This window comes from Natrinema sp. 1APR25-10V2 (assembly GCF_031626495.1).
Lineage (GTDB): Archaea > Halobacteriota > Halobacteria > Halobacteriales > Natrialbaceae > Natrinema.
Genome location: NZ_JAMQOJ010000004.1, coordinates 72358 through 89382 on the forward strand (window position 1 = coordinate 72358; position 17025 = coordinate 89382).

Sequence of the window (17025 nt, forward strand, 5' to 3'; positions counted from 1 at the left end):
TGGAAAACGAGCGCTGCTGCCGGCGCGGCTCAGTCGTCGTCCGCCGTCGGTGCGGTCGGCGCCGCGGACTCGGTTTCCGCCATCGCTTCGACCTCGGCGTCGGCCTCCCACTCGAGGTCGCCCGCGTAGCGGAAGACCGCGTTCTCCTGCTCGGCGTCGACGACGGTCAGATCGCCGATCCAGTCGTTCTCGAGCAGCGTGCGCACGTTCTCGTGTTCGCGGAGGATCTCGGTCACGCGTTCGACCGGCGCGTGGACCACCGCCGTCAGTCGCAGCGGCTGGTGGTACGGGCGGTCGTCGTCAACGTTCAGCGACTGCAGCGGGAGACCGGTCATCAGATCGCCGCCGTTGCCCTGGACGACGCCGACGTTGCCGACCGGGTTCTGCGTGACCTTCGAGCCGCTGCCGTAGACGGCGTTGTCGACCGTCGCGAAGTAGTACTGGTTGTTGATCCACTGGGTGACGACCAACGGACCCGCGAAGATCGCCTCGAGCGCGTCGCCGTCGGGGTCGGTCGTCCAGTCGTAGGAGTGGAGGAACGCGCGCCCGTCGAAGTTGCGGTCCGCGGTCAGGTCGCGCGGCCCGATGACGAAGGAGGCGTTGCCGGCCAGTCCCCACTCGGGGCGGGCCTCCGCCCAGTCGGCCGCCTTGCGTTCGACCTCCTCGACAGCGGCGTTCTCGCTCCCTGACGCGGTGCGCTCGGCCGCGGCGCCGGCGCGGGCCGCTTCGAGGTCCTCGCGCAACCGCTCGAGGTCGGCCGCGTGGCTCTCGGGGACGTCGCTATCGAAGAGGGTGATCTCGTCGGTCGTCGTGTTGTGCTCGCCCGCGAGGAAGACGGTGTCCTCGGGGATCCCGAAGCCGCGCTCGCGGAGGGTCGCCGCCACGTCCTCGTCGTTGCAGATCGCCGCGAGCACGCGGGCGTTCGGGCCGCCGGGGTTCCCGGCACAGGCGCCGCAGTCGAGGCTCGAGTCGAACGGGTTGTTCGTCGTCTCGCCCGCGTGGCCCGTGAAGACGACCAGCCGGGCGAACTCCGTCCATCCCATGAGCTCGAAGGCGGTCTGGGCGTACCCGACCTTCTCCTCGTGGCTCATCCCCTGCGGGAGGTCGTGATCGGCGTGGTCGCGGTCGTCGTACTCGTCGTAATCGATCGCCGGCGCACAGACCTCGTGGGGGCTCGGCACCCGCTCGTCGACGGCGTCGCCGAGTCTGGCGATCGCCGAGGGTGACAGCGTCCGGGCGGCCATCGCCGATCCGTAGGCGCTGCCGGCACCCTCGACGAACGCGAAAGCGGCGACGAGGTTCGTCTTGAGCGTCTTGAAGTGTTTCCGGGCCGCGCTCACCAGCCCGTTCCAGCGGTCGTGGGCGGTCACCGCCTCGTCTACGGGGCGGTCGACGACGCGGTGTTCCGGCTCGACGATCGGCGGACAGGCGTCGGCCTCGGCGCGGGCGTCGTACCCCTGGTGGCGAATCGGCACCCCGAAGAAACCCGCGTAGCCGTGGGTCTCGTAGGGACCCTGCGCTTCGATGTGGCGGCGGATCACTTCCGAGCGCGTGTCGATGCAGAACACGAGCTGTGCGGCCGGCCGCTCGCCGTCGTCGGTCGCCGACGGATCCGTTACCGAGTCGTCGATCCCCTCGAGCAGTTCACGCCGGTAACTCTTCTCCCAGGCGGTCAGCCAGATCTCCGGGAGCGGCGGCTCGTCCGCGTCGTCCGTATCGCTGGTCCCGACGGCGGTCGTAGTCTCGCCGTCCCCATCGTCGGGGTCGATCGGGGCGTCCAGTAGATCGGCCAGCGTCAGGCGCACCGCGAGGTACTCCACCAGTGTGATCGGATACCGCTCCTGCCACGGATCGGCGTCGTCGGCTCGCTGCTTGACGAACCCGCTCCAGCCGGGGAGCGCCGCGAGGTGGCGTTCCAGGATGTCGACCCAGCGCCCCTCGGGGTAGTCGCCCAGGACCGACTCGAGCGCCGCGGTCGCCGTTTCGGGGAGGTCGTCGGCGTCGTCGCAGCCGGGCACGTCACCATCGTGGGGCGCGACCCCGCGCCACGCGGCGTAGAAGCCCGCCTCGCGGTTGGGCATCGGCCACTTCGCCTCGCCCTCGTCGAGGAAGGCGGCGAGCCACTTCGACAGCACGCGGTCGACCTCGGCCGTCGCGTCGTCGGTCTCGGTCTCGCGGCGCTGCGCTTCGGTCTCGGCCAACTCCTCGAGCAGCGTCTCCGGGTCGCGGTCGATCCCGTGAGCCTCGAGTTCCGCGTCCAGTACGTCGGGATCGATCCGGCCGTCCTCCCAGGCTCGACGGAAGACTGACGGGTGCGGGTAGCCGCGGCCGCCGAACAGCCGCCGGCCCTCCGCGACGGCCCGGTGGAACGGTTCGTCCTCGAACCCCGAGAGAGGGTTGGCCGTGACGAACGAGTGCAGCGGCCAGACCGAGCCGATACGGTCGGCCGCGCGGTCGATGCTCTCCTCGATGCGGCGCTGGTCGTCGGTTCGTTCAGACGTCATGGTAGTCCTCCGTGTCGGTCAGCAGGGTCGTCGGGTCGGGCTTCGAGAGGTTCAGCAGGGCAACGTAGAGGCGCTCGCTCGAGCGGAGCCAGCCGAGTTCGACCGCGAGATAGGCGACGGCGAACAGGCCGACGACGAGGTAGTGGGCGGCGGTCATCTCCGTCGAGACGTACGTCATCGGCACGCCCGAGAGCATCGTCGAGACGGCGTTGAATGCAACGGCGTAGCCGCCGATGGCGGTCAACACGACCAGCGGGACGCTGACGTACCTGAGCGCCGTCGGCAGGGTCGACCGCCGGAGGATGTCCCGCGCCGCGGTCAGCGTCGTCAACACGACCACGAGCGTCAGGACGGTCCCGCTGTTCGGCTCGAGGCTCGTCACCTTCCCGGTGAGGACGCCGAACAGCACGCCGCCGCCGACGGCCGTCACCAGACTGACGGCGATTCCCGGGAAGCCGAGAGGGGTTCGGTCGGCGGTCTTCGGGACCGTTTGCTCGACACCGGCCCCGGACGAGAGGAAGAGGTAGGCCTTGTAGAAGCCGTGCAGGATGAGATGCGCGATCGCGGCCGCAAAGAAGCCGAGCCCGCACTGCAGGATCATAAAGCCCATTTGGGCCATCGTCGAGCAGCCGAGTTCGCGCTTCACGTTCGACTGGACGAGGATCATCGCCTGCCCCAGAAGGGCGCTGATCGCCCCGAGGACGACGATGGCCGACATGACGGCGAGATGGTCGCCGACCACCGGGGCGAACCGGGTCAGCAGTACCCCGCCCGCGTTGACGAACCCGGCATGCATCAGGGCGGAGGCCGGCGTCGGCGCCGTCATCGACGATAACAGCCAGCCGTGGAAGGGGAGCAGCGCCGACTGAATGATCGCCGCGAGGACGAGCCCCCCAGCGGCGACGAGTCCCGTCGTCCGCGAGACGGACTCGAGGCCGTCGAATATTCCGCTGATCGAGGTCGCGCCCGTGGCCCAGACGAGGACGGCCAGCGAGGCGGCCAACACCGCGCTGCTGGCGAGGAAATAGCGGCGGGCGAGGGCGCCCGCGGCTCGGGCCTGCTCCCAGTCGCGGACGTGCCCGATGAGCGAGGCCATTAACAGTCCCATCGCCAGCCACGCGGCCGCGAACAGCGCGACGTGGTCGGCCGCGGCCAGCGTTGCGACGGCGAGGGTAAAGGCGAAAACCCGGTAGTAGAAGCGGTCGAGATACCGGTCGCCGGCCATATAGCGACGCGAATAGCTGTGGACGATCCCGCTGAAGAAGGTGACCACGGTCCACAGCACCGTCGTCAGCCCGTCGACGCGGAGGTATCCCGCGACCTCGAAGACGGCGCCCCGCCGGGCCGCCAGTACGAGGACGCCGATACTACAGAGGAACAGCGCCCAGACTGCCCATGTCGACGCTCGCGGAACGAGCGAGGTCGATGTCGTCGGTTCGGAGAGTTGTGCGACGCCGTCGTCGTCCGTTGGTGCTGTTTCACCGCTCATGCTTCGATTTCGTGCTCGGACCAGCACAGGCACGCTCCCGTCACGGCGAGCCGTTGGCGGCAACCTTTGCGTGAACTGGTCGTCTCCACTCTGTATGTGAACAGAGCGGTTATTATAGGCTTCGGTTCGAACAAATCGTTCGACACCTAGTTTGTGAGAGAATAACAACCGCTGGAACTCGAACGAAACGGACGGAGACGAACGAGCGACGAGCAGTGCTCGATCGCCGCATATCCCGGAATTAGACGTCGAGCCGTGGAAAATCGGTCACTGGGACGAGAACGTGTCGAACGAAGTCGATCGCTGACTGCGCACGAGCACCTCGTCGGTGATCGTCAGTCCCAGGTCCGAGATTTCCTGGGCGATCGGCGTGATGTCCCGGTCCGTCTTGCCGACGACCGTCACCAGCAGGTTCTGTTCCCCCGTGACCAGTTCCTGGACGGAGACGACGCCGGATATCTCGAGGATGTCGTCGATGTACTCACTCCGGTCCGGAATCGGGGCGGTACAGAACAGCAGCATGCGAATGGGGTACCCGGACTTCGTGTAATCGATGTTCGCGCTGTAGCCCTTGATCACTCCCTCGGACTCCAACCGCTGGATGCGTTTGCGGACCGTGCTCGAGGACGCCTCGGTCCGATCGGCGATCTCGCTGGACGAGAGGTTCCGGGCTTCCTCCTGGAGCGCGTAGAGTATCTCCCGATCGATCGCGTCGAGCTCGTACTCCGTCATACGTTTCCTATCCCCAGCGCAGGTACAAGGAACTTCGGCCGAGGACCCCTCTCGTTCCCGGCTACGCGTCGCGGTCCCGAACCGGTCACGGTGCTCGACAGGAGAGGAGTGCACGTCTTGAGGCCGTCGGACCCCATCGACGGGTCGCCTCGACTCCTCGTCCGCCATTCGAGGTGACGGCGAGGTGTGCGCCCGATCCGCTGGGAAGCGACGAGGCGAGACCGCGACGCAGTTCACCGAGTGACCGTCTCGAAGCGAATCTCCCGTTGTCCGCCGAAATCGGCTGCTAGACTGTGTCGATAACGTTTTGCAGTCCCCGGAGAAACCCCCACCTATGCGCGGATACCTCGAGTCCGACCTCGGCTTCTACTACGCGTTCGGGGCGTTCATCATCGCCGTCTTCGTCGTCGGCCTCGCGGCGTTCGCCCTGCTCAATCCCGCGGGCGTCGGGACGATCGAACTCGTCGGACTCTCGGGCGGCTTTTTCCTGTTCATGCTGGTGTACTTCATCTCGATCTCCGTCCAGCGACTCGAGGATGGCGACAGCTTCTGATAACCCGCGTTCTCCCGGTGAATCGGCCCCAGACGGCGCGTAACTGCCGGACTCGGGGCCCGTTCCGAGTCGGAGGGTTTATCAGTCCCGACCCGTTCTCTTTAGAAGCAATGGCGAAAGGAACCGTTGATTTCTTCAACGACACTGGCGGCTACGGATTCATCGAGACTGAGGACGCGGACGACGACGTGTTCTTCCACATGGAAGACATCGGCGGCCCGGACCTGGAAGAAGGACAGGAGCTCGAGTTCGACATCGAGCAGGCCCCCAAGGGCCCGCGCGCGACGAACGTCGAGCGCCTGTAAGGCGGATTCGTAACGGTATCGGCACTTGACTGCAGTATTTTACTACCCCTGAGCGGAAGCTGTGTCGATCGCGGATTGATACACCCTCGTTCGGGAAATTCATATTTTACTGATACGTAGCGCCGGTAATGGCGGATCGATCCGACGCGATCACGTGGACGCGCCGCACGTCGGAATCGACGCTCGGTCGGGTCTGTCAGTACCTGCAGGTCGGCTTTTTCGGCGGGATGGCACTACTCGTGGTCGCCCTCGGCGTCGCGGCGCTCGTTCTCTCCGCCGCAAACGGCGCGTACGAGCAGTTCGCACTGCTCGTCTTGGTCTTGCTGATCGGCGGCCCGTTCTCGCTACTGTACTTGCTCCCGCTTGTCGACGACGAGACGGCTCGCTCCTCGGTGGGGACCTGAGCGGACCGAACCGGGTACGACCGGCTCCGGCCGCTCCCCGCAGCGGTGAGCGTCCTCGCCGGTGTAGTCGCGATCGTCGGCTCGGTCGCAGTGTCTCCGTTGGCACCGTTCGCACTGTTCTTCGCCGTCCTGTTCGGGACATCGGTCGGCATGCAGCCGCTGACCTCCCACGGCGAGATCGATCCCGTGGCCGGCACGGTTCGCGTGAACGGCCAGTCGTTCGATCTCGAGGAACTCGCGGCCGTTCGCGCCTACCGCGTGCCGGCGATCGAAGCCGTCGTGCTCCGACTGTCGTACGCGACCAAGACGCGAGGGGTGACGGCACCCGGGTACGTGACGCGGCCTCGCGACGTCTACGAGGAGGCCCGACCGTTGCTCGAGGCCGCCGCGAGCGAGACGGAGCGGACGACCCGACAGAGCGGGACCGAACGCGTCGTTCTCGCCGTCTTCGGCGTCGGCGCGCTCGTCGGCGCGGTCGGTGCTGCGTTTCTCGGATTCGAACACGGGGGCGACGCACGCGTAATCCTCTCGTACGTCGCACTGATAGCCGGCTGCTTCGGGGTCGGGTTCCTCGCGCTGGCCGCTCGAGAACCGTGACGGCCTCGACCCGGACCGTTTTGGTGATCCGCCACCGACTCGAGACCATGACGGAGCCACAGGTCCGACGCGACGACGAGATCGAGTACGAACCGGTCGACGCCGCCGACGGCCTCGAGAAGGGCGTGCTGATCGCCGACGACCACGGTGCGCCGAACTTCGCGATTCGGCGGTTCACGCTCGCGCCCGGCGGCGAGGTACCGAAACACACGAACGACGTCGAGCACGAGCAGTACGTCCTCGAGGGCGAGTATACGGTCGGTATCGGCGACGAGGTGTACGAGGTGGAGGCAGGCGACTCGCTGTTCATTCCCGCCGGGACGGTCCACTGGTACCGAAACGATGGCGACGAACCCGGCGCGTTCATCTGCGTCGTGCCGAACGGGGACGACGAGATTCAGCTGCTCGAGTGACGATCGGAGTCCTCGGTGTCTCCCCTGTCGGATGCGAGACGGCGTTGCGAACCGCTGTCACGTCGTCTCGCAACCGCAACACCTAAACGTCTTTTAGGCACACCTAAACGTGATGGCAGAAGCGCAGTCGGTCGGTGAGCAGACGTCCACTCGCGAGCGAGAGGGATGGGTCACGGGGACGCTCGTCCTCTTTTGTCTGGCGAGTACGGTCGTGACCGTCGTCGCCGGGCTGATTCAGGTGAGTTTCGGCGAGTACTCGATGACGTTCCTCGAGGCCTGGCGAGCGGTGTTCAACCCCGAAGTGATCTTCAGTCTCGACGCGTGGTCGGCGTTCCTCCTCGGAACCGAGACCCCGGAGATGAGCACCGGCAGCATCGTGGTCTGGAGCCTCCGGCTGCCGCGGGTATTCGTCGCGATCATCGCCGGCGCGACGCTCGCGGTCTCCGGCGCGATCTTTCAGGCCGTAACCCGCAACGAGCTCGCGAGCCCCTTCGTGCTGGGGGTCAGCTCCGGCGCGGGCTTTGCCGTTCTGGCGACGTTGATCGTCTTCAGCGGGCTCGCACATCTGTTACCGCTGGTCGCGACCGTGGGCGGTGCGGTGGCGTTCCTAACCGTGTACGCGATCGCCTGGAAGGGCGGTACGAGCCCCGTTCGACTCGTCCTCGCCGGCGTTATCGTCAACATGGTCTTCCAGTCGCTCCAGCAAGGGCTGTTCTTCTTCGCGGACGATCTCGGCGTCGTCCAGACGGCGATCGCCTGGCTCACGGGATCGCTCACGGGCACCGGCTGGGACGAAGTCCGAATCGCGGTTCTGCCGGCGATCATTTCGATCGGGATCGCGATCGGCGGCGCACGACAGCTGAACGTCTTGATGCTCGGCGAGCGCACCGCCCGGTCGCTCGGCATGCGCGTCGAACGGACCCGGTTTTTCCTCTCGGTCGTGGCTATCCTGGCCGCGAGCGTCGCGATCGCCGTCGCCGGCATCGTCAGCTTCTTCGGGCTCGTCGTCCCTCACATCGTCCGAAACACGGTCGGTGGCGACTACCGACGGCTGGTCATCGGCTGTCTCTTCGCCGGCCCCGCGCTGATGGTCGTCGCCGACGTCGGCGCGCGCCTCGCGATCCCCGGCACGCAGCTCCCGGTCGGCGTCGTGACCGGGCTGGTCGGCGGTCCGTACTTCCTCTATCTGATGCGCAAACAGCAGTCGATGGGTGAACTATAATGGCACGCACACAGCAGGACTCGAGCGACGAACCGAACCGGATCACTGACGGCGACGATGTCGCCGTCGAGAGCGCACTCGTCGGTGACGACCTCGAGGTGAGCTACCCGACCAGCGAGGAGCCGGTCGTCGAGTGCGCCCGCCTCGACATTCCCGAAGAGGCGGTAACTGCGCTCGTCGGCCCGAACGGCAGCGGGAAGAGTACGCTGCTGAAGGCGCTCTCGAACCACCTCGAGCCCGACACGGGGACGGTCCGGATCCACGGCGACGAACTCGACTCGTTCGGCCAGAAGGAGCTGGCGCGCGAACTCGGCGTTCTCTCACAGGAGAACGACTCGCTGAGCTCGATCAGCGTCGAAGATCTCGTCTACCACGGCCGCTACCCCCATCGGGGCTTCTTCGACAGCGTCGGCGACGACGACCGCAGGGCGGTCGAGCGCGCGCTCGAGCTCGCCGGGATCGAACACCTTCGGAGCGCCGAACTGGGACAGCTGAGCGGCGGGCAGAAGCAACTGGCCTGGATCGCCATGGTTCTGGCACAGGATACGGACGTCCTGTTGCTCGACGAGCCGACGACGTTTCTGGACGTCCACCACCAGTTCCGCGTCCTCGAGACGATCCGCCAGCTGAACGAGGAAAAGGGCGTCACCGTGGCGGTCATCCTCCACGACATCGCGCAGGCGGCCCGCTTCGCGGACTACCTGGTCGCCATGCGCGACGGCGAACTCTACGACTGGGGGCCGCCCGAAGAGGTCGTGACCGAACAGTTGCTCGCCGACGTCTTCGGCGTGGAAGCGACCGTGGAGTACGAGCCCGAATTACAGGTGTTGCCGAAGCGAGCACTGCCGGATCAGTGATCGATCGGAACAGTTTTGTATTTTTAGGTCAGCCTAAAATCTGATGGCGAACGGACCGCGACGGACGAGACGGACCGTAATGAAGACGGGTGCGGCGATCGCCGGACTCGGGACGACCGCCGGCTGCCTCGGTACCGACGAGGATAGCGACGGCGACGGCGACAGGGCGTACTCGGTGACTATGGAACCGGTCGGAACCGTCGAGTTCGACGCCGTTCCGGAGACGTGGCTCGCGTTCACGGGCGACTACGCCGACATGGGCGTGGCGCTCGGTCAGGGCGACGGACTGGCGGCAATCGGACTTCGGAGCCGGTACGCCGCCCACCACTACGAGGAGTTGCCTGGCGTCGCTGTCGACCCCGCCGATCTGACCCAGCTTTGGGACGGCGGGACCGACAAAGAGATGTTCTACGAACTCGAGGCGGACGTTCACGTCGTCGATCCCAACTTCATGATCAACCGACTGGGGTGGAGTCGGGACGACGTCGACGAAATCACGGAGACCGTCGGGCCGTTCGTCGGAAACACGATTTTCTCGGCCAGTTACGACTGGCACGGCTACACGCGCTACAGCCTCTACGAAGCCTTCGAGAAGATCGCCGAGGTGTTTCAGGAGCGAGCGCGCTACGAGGCGTTCGCGAACCTCCACGATGACGTGCTGACGGACGTCCACTCGCGACTCCCCGACGAGCGACCCGAGGTCGCGGTCCTCGTCCCGAAGTCGGCCGAGCCGGAAGCGTTCTATCCGTACCGCATCGACGAGGGGACCCAGTCCAAACACTGGACCGATCTGCGGGTCGAGGGAGCGCTCGCGGCGAACGGCGTCGGCGACGCGCAGGCAACCGGCAGCACCATCGACTACGAGACGCTGCTCGAGATCGATCCCGACGTCATCGCGATCAGGCAGCAGGGCGCGGTCCCGGAGTCGGCGTTCGAGCGGGGCATCGTCTCGTTCATGCGCGACCACGACGTCGCGAGCGAACTCCGAGCAGTGCAGAACGATCGGGTGATCTACGGCGGCATGACCTACCAGGGGCCGATCGTTCACCTCTTCCAGCTCGAGCGGGCGGCTCGAGGGCTCTACCCCGACGAATTTGGCGACGAGGAGCTGTTCGACCGGGAGCGAGTCGGGTCGATCGTCACCGGAGATTTCTGAGCGTCGGACGGACGAGTTCGGAAGGCTTTTAATTTTTTAGGTTTACCTAAAAGTTGATGAGCGACCACAGAACGTGGACGAGACGAAACGTGCTTCGAACGGGTGGAGCGATCGCCGGCGTAAGCGCGCTCGCCGGTTGTATGGGCGGCGACGACAGCGGAAACGGCAACGGCAATGGAAACGGATCGTCAGACGGCGGCCCGTACACGGTGTCGATGCCGCCGGTCGGCGAGGTCGAATTCGAGAGCGCCCCGCAAAACTGGTCCGCCAACAACGGGAGCTGGGCCGACATGGGGATCGCACTGGGCCAGGAGCCGCCCGAAGCCGTGTACCTCACCAGTCGCTACCACACGCAGTACTACGACGAGATTCCGGACGTGAGCGTCGACAAAAGCGGAATGAAGGCGCTCTGGGGCGACGGCAATCTGAATCCGGAGGAGTTTCTGGAACTGAGTGAGGGCGTTGACGTGTTCGTCAACGACCCGAATTTCGTCATCGGCAGGGCCGACGGCTGGAAACAGGACGACATCGACCAGATAGAGTCGACCGGGACGCCGTTCTTCGGAAACAGCATCTTCTCGACCGGTTACAACTGGCACGACTACGACTACCTCTCGCTGTACGAGGCGTTCGAAAAGCTGTCACAGGTATTCAAGGAAGAGGAGCGCTACCAACAGTTCGCTGCCCTCCACGACGAGTTCCAGTCGAACGTCGAGGAGATCGTGCCGCCTGAGGGTGAACGGCCGAACGTCGCCATCATGTGGGCGAGCGAGAGCGATATGGGTTCGTTCTCGCCGTACCTGATCGGGGAGGGGACGAGTTTCAAGCAGTGGCGTGACCTCGAGGTCAACGACGCGTTCGCCGAGACGGACGTGCGGGACTTCCACAGTACGCGCGGGAAGGTCGACTACGAGACGCTCCTCGAGATCGATCCCGACTACATCATGTTCCGCGGGCAGGAGGACAAGACCGCCGAGGAGTTCCAGAACGCGATCGTTTCCGAGATGGAAAACGACGACGCCGCCAGCAAGTTGAGTGCCGTCCAGAACGGCAACGTCTACCGCGGCGGCCCGCTCTATCAGGGACCGATCACGAACCTCGTCGTCACCGAGCGAGCGGCGAAGCAGGTATACGACGCCGAGGGAGAGCTCTACGACCGCCAGAAAGTCAGCGACATCGTCAACGGCAACTTCTGATCGCTCGGTAGCGTCCGAATACGCGCACTCTCGTTCGATTTCGCTACTGCGGCTGCGTCCAGTCGAACTCGTGTCCCCACGCTGCCGATTCGTCTTCGTCTGTCGAATCGGTTGCTTCGTCGTCGCCGTCCGCTGCGTCGATCACGTAGTCGTCGGCAGCGGGAAGTTCTCGATCCATTGGTTCCAGCGCGGGATCGTCCGCGCCGTCGCGAGCAGGCTCGGCCTCGACATCGAACGACGAGAGTGTTTCAGAGAGCTCTCGCGCGCGCTCCGACAGCGCTGTCGCGGTGTGCGACACCTCGACGAGCGACGAGGTCTGTTCCTCGGCGGCCGCCGCGACCGTCTCCGCCTCGGCGCTCGTCTCCTCGCTGATCGCCGTCACGTCGTCGGTCATCGTGACGACCTCCTGGGTCGCGCCGGCCTGCTGTTGGGTCGCCGCCGAGATCTCCTGGACGCCGTCGTTGGTCTCCTCGGCGAACGCCGAGATCTCCTCGAGCGCGTCGACCGTCGTCTCGACCGCGCTGCGGTGGTCGGCGATCCGCGCGTCGGTCTCCCGGACCACGGCCGCGACCTGCTCGGTCTGGTCGCCGACTCGCTCGAGGCGCTCCTCGATGTCCGTCGCGGCCTCCTGGGTGTCCGCGGCGAGGGACTTGACCTGGTCGGCGACCGCGCTGAACTGAGCGTCTTCGGAACTCGAGCGCGAGGCCTCGATGCTCGCGTTGAGCGCGAGCATGTTCGTCTCCTTCGTCACGTCGCCGATGAACTCGAGGAGGTCGTCGATCGCCTCGATCTCGGCCTCGAGCCGGTCGACCTCCGCGACGGCGTCGGTCGCCTCGTCCTCGATTGCGTTCATGCCGGCGATCGCACGGCGGGCGGCCTCACGGGCGTCCGCGCTCGTCGTCGCGGTCCGTTCCGCGAGGGTGGCGACCTCCGAGGAGGTCGCGGCGATCTGCTGGGTCGTCGTCGAGAGCTCGTTGATTTCATCACCGATCGCCGCCATGTGGGTGCTCTGGCGCTCGGCACCGTCGGCGATTTCCTGGACGGAGGTCGTCACCTGCTCGGAGGCCGAGCGGACCTCGCCGACGCCGTCGGCCGTCGACGCGGCCGCCTCGTCGACCGCGTCGGCGAACGCCCGCGTCGCGGCCACCGTCGCCTCGAGGTCGTCCATCATCGCGTTGAACTCGGTCGCGACCGTCTCCATCGCCTCGCTCTCGGCGTCGGGTTCGAGCCGGCGCGTGAGGTCGCCGTCGGCGCAGGCCCGCATCGTCTCGCCGTAGGCGTCGGCCGTCCGCTCGAGGTGCTGCGAGAAGCGCTCGGACTCGGACCGGGCCTGCTCGGCCTCGGCCCGCGCCGCCTCCGTCTCCTCGATGCGCTCGCGCAGCGACCGGCGCATCCGGTCGATCGACCGGTAGAGGTCGCCCAGTTCGTCGGACCGAGCCGACTCGAGGGATTCGTTCAGGTCGCCGTCCTCGATCGCCGCCGCTCGCTCGGCAAGGTCTTGGAGCGAACCGGCGGTGTTCCGACCGATGGTCGCGCCGAGCAAGAGGAAGCTACCGAAGACGACGGCGAGCATCGCCAAGATCTGCGTCGAGATGTCCGACTGCAGCGAGTAGGCCTGCGACGCGGGGACGCGAGTCGTCAGCGTCCAGCCCTCGTTTGCGAGCGCTGCGTAGCCGACGACGGTATCGCCCGAGGCGCTCCCGTCGCTGCCCGCAAGCGAGGTCGTCCCGTTGTCCGCCGAAACAGCTGCTGGATCGAGAACGTCGTCCCGAAGCAGCATCGATCGATCTTCGGCAAGGACGATCGTTCCGGTCCGATCGACGACGATCACGTCGTTGGTCTCCTCGGAGCCGATCATGTACCGTGACAGCGACTCGAGGTCGACGAGGCCGACGACGACGCGGTCGGCCTGGCCTGGAACGCGGCTGACGGCGAGCACGGCGGGTCGCCCGTCGTCGGTCCGAAACGCCTCGGAGAAGACGACCTGTGATTCGTCTTCCATCGTGGTCGCGAGCCGATTACGGAGCGTCGGACTGAGACTCCCCTCCTCGATGATTGCGGTCGTCCCGGCGTTGGCGTGGACGGTCCCAGTCTCAGCGTCGACGTAGTAGGCTCCTTCGAACGCGGTCCGGTCGTTCATTCGGTGGAGCGAGTCGGTGATCGCCACCCGATCGTCGTTGCGAAACGCGACCGAGCGCGGCAGCGACCCCAGATAGCGTTCGGTGGACTGAAACCAGATGTCGAGCCGATTCGCGTCCTTCGTTGCGTCGCTGACGAGTTGTGACTCGACGTCGGACTGGAGTTCGTTCCCCGTCTCCGCGTAGATGCTCGCACCGAAGAGTCCCACCACCAGAAAGACGACGACGAGCGCGGAGACGAACCGAAGCGCGTAGTTGCGTCGAACGCCCGGAATAGCCTCCCACGGATTCAGCTTCATCGAGTGGGGAATTCGACGCCCCCTGTATGTAAGTCGCTAAGAGTATTACGTACGGCTATAGATCACATGCACTAGATACGAAACTCGCGGCCGGATCTGCAAGCGGGCTCGGCGGCCCGGCGAGCGGTCGGCATCGGGACGCGCTGCAGTCCGAATCGCTGAAATACCGCCCCGCCCTACGAACGTGCGTGTCGAAGCAGGTCCCGCAGGTCGAAACGATCTTTTGCCACCAGACCGGCGACGACTACCTCGTCGTCGTCGAACGTGACGGCCAACGACTCTTCCGGGCCAAACTCGAGCTCTCCGAAACCTCGGCCGGCCCTCGCCCCGCGAAGTTTCGGCTCAAGGACGGCTCGAGCGAGGAGCCCCGCCAGCCCGACGAGTTCGTCGAACTCGCCCGCCGAGCCGAGCGGATCCGCATCTCCGAACAGACCTCGGCGGAAGCCCGGAAAGAACTGACCGAGATGCTCGCGGGCTACCAGCTCGAGGACAAGGCCAAGGCCGTCCGGACCTGCCGGTACTGCGCCTCCGCGGGCCGCTATTCGCCGGTTACGACCGAAACCGCGGTCAAAGACGACGAGGACTGGATCTGCCGGGACTGCGCCCGACAGGAACTCGAGCGCCAGCTCTCCTTTTCGGGTGGCGGCGAGGTGACCGGCGCTGCCAAGGACCGCCTCGAGGACCTCATGATGGAGGTTCAGGACCTCGAGCGGATCGTCAACCTGCTCAAGGGGCGGCTCGATCCAGATCTCACGAAGTTCGATACCATTTCGGCGACGACCGACGAGGTCGATCCCGTTCGGACGGACTCGCTGAACCTCCATCCCGGGCTCCAGGGGCTGCTCGAGGACCGGTTCGAGACGCTGTTGCCCGTTCAGAGCCTCGCAGTGGAGAACGGCCTCTTCGATAGCGCGGAACGGAGTTCCGCGGACCATGCGAGCGGGCAAAGCCCGCGAGCAGACGGCGAGGATCAGCTGGTCGTCTCGGCGACCGCGACCGGGAAGACCCTCATCGGCGAGATGGCCGGAATCAACCGCGTGTTGAACGGCAAGGGGAAGATGCTCTTTCTCGTCCCTCTCGTCGCGCTCGCGAATCAGAAACACGAGGACTTCAAAGCGGAGTACGGCCACCTCGTCGACGTCTCCATCCGCGTCGGCGCGAGCCGGATCGCCGACAACGGTAACCAGTTCGACCCCAACGCCGACGTCATCGTCGGTACCTACGAAGGGATCGACCACGCCCTGCGAACGGGCAAGGACATGGGCGACATCGGCACCGTCGTCATCGACGAGGTCCACACGTTAAAGGAGGACGAACGGGGCCACCGGCTCGACGGCCTCATTTCCCGACTGAAGTACACCTGCGAGCAGCGGGCGAAGCGGCGCGACGACTACGGCGGCGCGCAGTGGATCTCACTCTCGGCGACCGTCGGCAACCCCGAACAGCTCGCAGCGGCGCTCGAGTCGACGCTGATCGAGTTCGAGGAACGGCCCGTCCCGATCGAGCGCCACGTCACCTTCGCGGACGGCCAGGAGAAGGTCCGGGTCGAAAACAAGCTCGTCAAACGCGAATTCGACACCGAGTCCTCGAAGGGCTATCGCGGGCAGACGATCATCTTCACGAACTCCCGGCGGCGCTGTCACGAAATCTCGCGGAAACTCGACTACTCAGCCGCGCCGTACCACGCCGGCCTGGACTACGGGCGCCGGAAGGAAGTCGAACGCAAGTTCGGCGACCAGGAGCTGTCGGCGGTCGTCACGACGGCCGCGCTGGCCGCAGGGGTCGACTTCCCGGCCTCGCAAGTCGTCTTCGACTCGCTGGCGATGGGAATCGAGTGGCTCTCCGTCCAGGAGTTCCACCAGATGCTCGGCCGCGCGGGCCGACCCGACTACCACGACGAGGGGAAGGTGTACGTCCTCGTCGAACCCGACTGCACCTACCACAACTCGATGGAGATGACCGAAGACGAGGTCGCTTTCAAACTCCTCAAAGGCGAGATGGAGTCGGTGATGACCCACTACGACGAGGCCGCCGCCGTCGAGGAGACGCTGGCCAACATCACGGTCGGCGGGAAAGCCGCGAAGGCGCTCAACGATCGGATGCTCGGCGAGGTCCCGACGAAACACGCCGTCGGCAAGCTACTCGAGTACGACTTCATCGACGGCTTCGAACCCACGCCGCTCGGTCGCGTCGTCACCGAACACTTCCTCTCACCCGGCGAGGCGTTCACTCTCGTCGACGGCATTCGAAAGGACGCACACCCCTACGAACTCGTCGCGGACCTCGAGCTTCGCGACGAAGAGCTATAACAACACCCACATTCGTATCGGTAACTACCGGCAGCGAGGCTCACGACGGCCACAACCGTTTTATCTGACCCGTCTCCGGCCGGAACGATAAAGAGCGAGAGGGACCATTCGATGGCCGACGCGGGGAACCGCACAGCACTGCCACTATGGACCCGATTACGCCAGCCGCGATCGACCCACCGGCGAACGTCCTGCTCGTCCACCCGAAACGGACGGAACCGGATGCCTGCGAACAGTTGTGTCACGACGACGGCGGCACGGCGCATCTCGCGGTTACGTTCGCGGACGAGGAGCCCGATTGTCCGGACGGAACCGTCGTCGACGGGAAGCACGGACAACTCACAGTCGGAAACGTACTGACCGCCGACGAGTCGGAACCGGACTTCGACCGGCCGGTCGTTACCGACTCGGTAACCGACCCGACCGATCTCTCTGCGATCGGCGTCGCCGTCAGTCGCTTTTGCAAACACTGGTCCGAGGCCGACGAGGACATTACCGTCTGCTTCGACTCCCTCGACGCGCTGCTTCGACACACCTCGCCGAAGGAAGTCTTCCAGTTCACACACGTCCTCACGAACCGGCTCGCGAGCGTCGACGCCTACGCGCACTTCCACTTCGATCCGACGCGCCACGAGGATCGCGTCGTCTCGACGTTCGGCACGATCTTCGACGCGGTCGTCGCCGACGACGACGCCGACGAGTCACTGCCGGAAGCGACCGACGAAGAAGTCGCAACCCTCCTCGCCGAATGGGAAAACGAGCCGAGTTACGATCTCACGCCCGACGCCAGCACCGAAGCGACCGACGAGGACATCGCACAAATTCTCGGGAAGTAACCCTGTCTCGAGCGG

Annotated in this window: 15 protein-coding genes; 11 read left to right on the plus strand and 4 right to left on the minus strand. The window is 65.7% G+C overall.

Annotated elements, in window-relative coordinates; genetic code table 11:
• Positions 1-29: 29 nt before the first annotated feature.
• From NDO75_RS13330 to NDO75_RS13340, 3 genes are all read right to left on the minus strand, one after another.
• Positions 30-2504 (minus strand): DUF2309 domain-containing protein, encoded by a 2475-nt coding sequence (locus tag NDO75_RS13330; RefSeq protein WP_310906894.1) that lies wholly within the window; start codon positions 2502-2504, stop codon positions 30-32.
• A complete protein-coding gene (locus NDO75_RS13335) occupies positions 2494-3993 on the minus strand; it encodes a proton-conducting transporter membrane subunit (RefSeq protein ID WP_310906895.1) in 1500 nt (499 codons plus the stop codon). Before NDO75_RS13335 ends, NDO75_RS13330 begins: the two co-directional genes overlap by 11 nt.
• 267 nt (positions 3994-4260) lie before the next feature.
• The gene (locus NDO75_RS13340; protein ID WP_310906896.1) at positions 4261-4725 is read right to left on the minus strand and encodes an Lrp/AsnC family transcriptional regulator; all 465 of its coding nucleotides are present in this window, start codon (positions 4723-4725) and stop codon (positions 4261-4263) included.
• A 334-nt stretch (positions 4726-5059) separates the two neighbouring features.
• On the opposite strand from NDO75_RS13340, the gene NDO75_RS13345 reads away from it, so the two are divergent.
• From NDO75_RS13345 to NDO75_RS13385, 9 genes are all read left to right on the plus strand, one after another.
• A complete protein-coding gene (locus NDO75_RS13345; RefSeq protein ID WP_310906897.1) occupies positions 5060-5278 on the plus strand; it encodes a hypothetical protein in 219 nt (72 codons plus the stop codon).
• A 110-nt stretch (positions 5279-5388) separates the two neighbouring features.
• Positions 5389-5583, plus strand: a complete 195-nt coding sequence (locus NDO75_RS13350) for a cold-shock protein (RefSeq protein WP_005554588.1) — start codon at positions 5389-5391, stop codon at positions 5581-5583.
• Between the two features lie 128 nt (positions 5584-5711).
• Positions 5712-5987, plus strand: coding sequence for a hypothetical protein (locus NDO75_RS13355; RefSeq protein WP_310906903.1), 276 nt, complete (start codon positions 5712-5714; stop codon positions 5985-5987).
• Between the two features lie 45 nt (positions 5988-6032).
• Positions 6033-6584 (plus strand): hypothetical protein, encoded by a 552-nt coding sequence (locus tag NDO75_RS13360; RefSeq protein ID WP_310906905.1) that lies wholly within the window; start codon positions 6033-6035, stop codon positions 6582-6584.
• Positions 6585-6631: 47 nt separating this feature from the next.
• Positions 6632-6997 carry a cupin domain-containing protein gene (locus NDO75_RS13365; RefSeq protein WP_310906906.1) on the plus strand — a complete coding sequence of 122 codons (366 nt, stop codon included), beginning with the start codon at positions 6632-6634 and terminating at the stop codon, positions 6995-6997.
• 112 nt (positions 6998-7109) lie between these two features.
• Positions 7110-8219, plus strand: a complete 1110-nt coding sequence (locus NDO75_RS13370; protein ID WP_310906907.1) for an iron ABC transporter permease — start codon at positions 7110-7112, stop codon at positions 8217-8219.
• Positions 8219-9076, plus strand: coding sequence for an ABC transporter ATP-binding protein (locus NDO75_RS13375; RefSeq protein WP_310906909.1), 858 nt, complete (start codon positions 8219-8221; stop codon positions 9074-9076). Before NDO75_RS13370 ends, NDO75_RS13375 begins: the two co-directional genes overlap by 1 nt.
• 43 nt (positions 9077-9119) lie before the next feature.
• Positions 9120-10232 carry an ABC transporter substrate-binding protein gene (locus NDO75_RS13380; RefSeq protein WP_310906910.1) on the plus strand — a complete coding sequence of 371 codons (1113 nt, stop codon included), beginning with the start codon at positions 9120-9122 and terminating at the stop codon, positions 10230-10232.
• 56 nt (positions 10233-10288) lie between these two features.
• The gene (locus tag NDO75_RS13385) at positions 10289-11428 is read left to right on the plus strand and encodes an ABC transporter substrate-binding protein (RefSeq protein WP_310906911.1); all 1140 of its coding nucleotides are present in this window, start codon (positions 10289-10291) and stop codon (positions 11426-11428) included.
• Positions 11429-11471: 43 nt separating this feature from the next.
• Here the strand turns inward: NDO75_RS13385 and NDO75_RS13390 are convergent, their stop codons facing one another.
• Positions 11472-13865, minus strand: coding sequence for a methyl-accepting chemotaxis protein (locus tag NDO75_RS13390; RefSeq protein WP_310906913.1), 2394 nt, complete (start codon positions 13863-13865; stop codon positions 11472-11474).
• A gap of 188 nt (positions 13866-14053) precedes the next feature.
• On the opposite strand from NDO75_RS13390, the gene NDO75_RS13395 reads away from it, so the two are divergent.
• Both NDO75_RS13395 and NDO75_RS13400 read left to right on the plus strand, forming a co-directional pair.
• Positions 14054-16174 (plus strand): DEAD/DEAH box helicase, encoded by a 2121-nt coding sequence (locus NDO75_RS13395; RefSeq protein WP_310906914.1) that lies wholly within the window; start codon positions 14054-14056, stop codon positions 16172-16174.
• A 146-nt stretch (positions 16175-16320) separates the two neighbouring features.
• Entirely contained in the window at positions 16321-17010 is a 690-nt protein-coding gene (locus tag NDO75_RS13400) for a hypothetical protein (RefSeq protein ID WP_310906915.1), read from the plus strand.
• The last annotated feature ends 15 nt before the right edge of the window (positions 17011-17025 follow it).

Excerpts from the sequence above, each read along its gene's own strand:
- NDO75_RS13330 (WP_310906894.1), bottom strand. The coding sequence starts at position 2,504 with ATGACGTCTGAACGAACCGACGACCAGCGCCGCATCGAGGAGAGCATC.
- NDO75_RS13335 (WP_310906895.1), bottom strand. The coding sequence starts at position 3,993 with ATGAGCGGTGAAACAGCACCAACGGACGACGACGGCGTCGCACAACTC.
- NDO75_RS13340 (WP_310906896.1), bottom strand. The coding sequence starts at position 4,725 with ATGACGGAGTACGAGCTCGACGCGATCGATCGGGAGATACTCTACGCG.
- NDO75_RS13345 (WP_310906897.1), top strand. The coding sequence starts at position 5,060 with ATGCGCGGATACCTCGAGTCCGACCTCGGCTTCTACTACGCGTTCGGG.
- NDO75_RS13350 (WP_005554588.1), top strand. The coding sequence starts at position 5,389 with ATGGCGAAAGGAACCGTTGATTTCTTCAACGACACTGGCGGCTACGGA.
- NDO75_RS13355 (WP_310906903.1), top strand. The coding sequence starts at position 5,712 with ATGGCGGATCGATCCGACGCGATCACGTGGACGCGCCGCACGTCGGAA.
- NDO75_RS13365 (WP_310906906.1), top strand. The coding sequence starts at position 6,632 with ATGACGGAGCCACAGGTCCGACGCGACGACGAGATCGAGTACGAACCG.
- NDO75_RS13370 (WP_310906907.1), top strand. The coding sequence starts at position 7,110 with ATGGCAGAAGCGCAGTCGGTCGGTGAGCAGACGTCCACTCGCGAGCGA.
- NDO75_RS13375 (WP_310906909.1), top strand. The coding sequence starts at position 8,219 with ATGGCACGCACACAGCAGGACTCGAGCGACGAACCGAACCGGATCACT.
- NDO75_RS13380 (WP_310906910.1), top strand. The coding sequence starts at position 9,120 with ATGGCGAACGGACCGCGACGGACGAGACGGACCGTAATGAAGACGGGT.
- NDO75_RS13385 (WP_310906911.1), top strand. The coding sequence starts at position 10,289 with ATGAGCGACCACAGAACGTGGACGAGACGAAACGTGCTTCGAACGGGT.
- NDO75_RS13390 (WP_310906913.1), bottom strand. The coding sequence starts at position 13,865 with ATGAAGCTGAATCCGTGGGAGGCTATTCCGGGCGTTCGACGCAACTAC.
- NDO75_RS13400 (WP_310906915.1), top strand. The coding sequence starts at position 16,321 with ATGGACCCGATTACGCCAGCCGCGATCGACCCACCGGCGAACGTCCTG.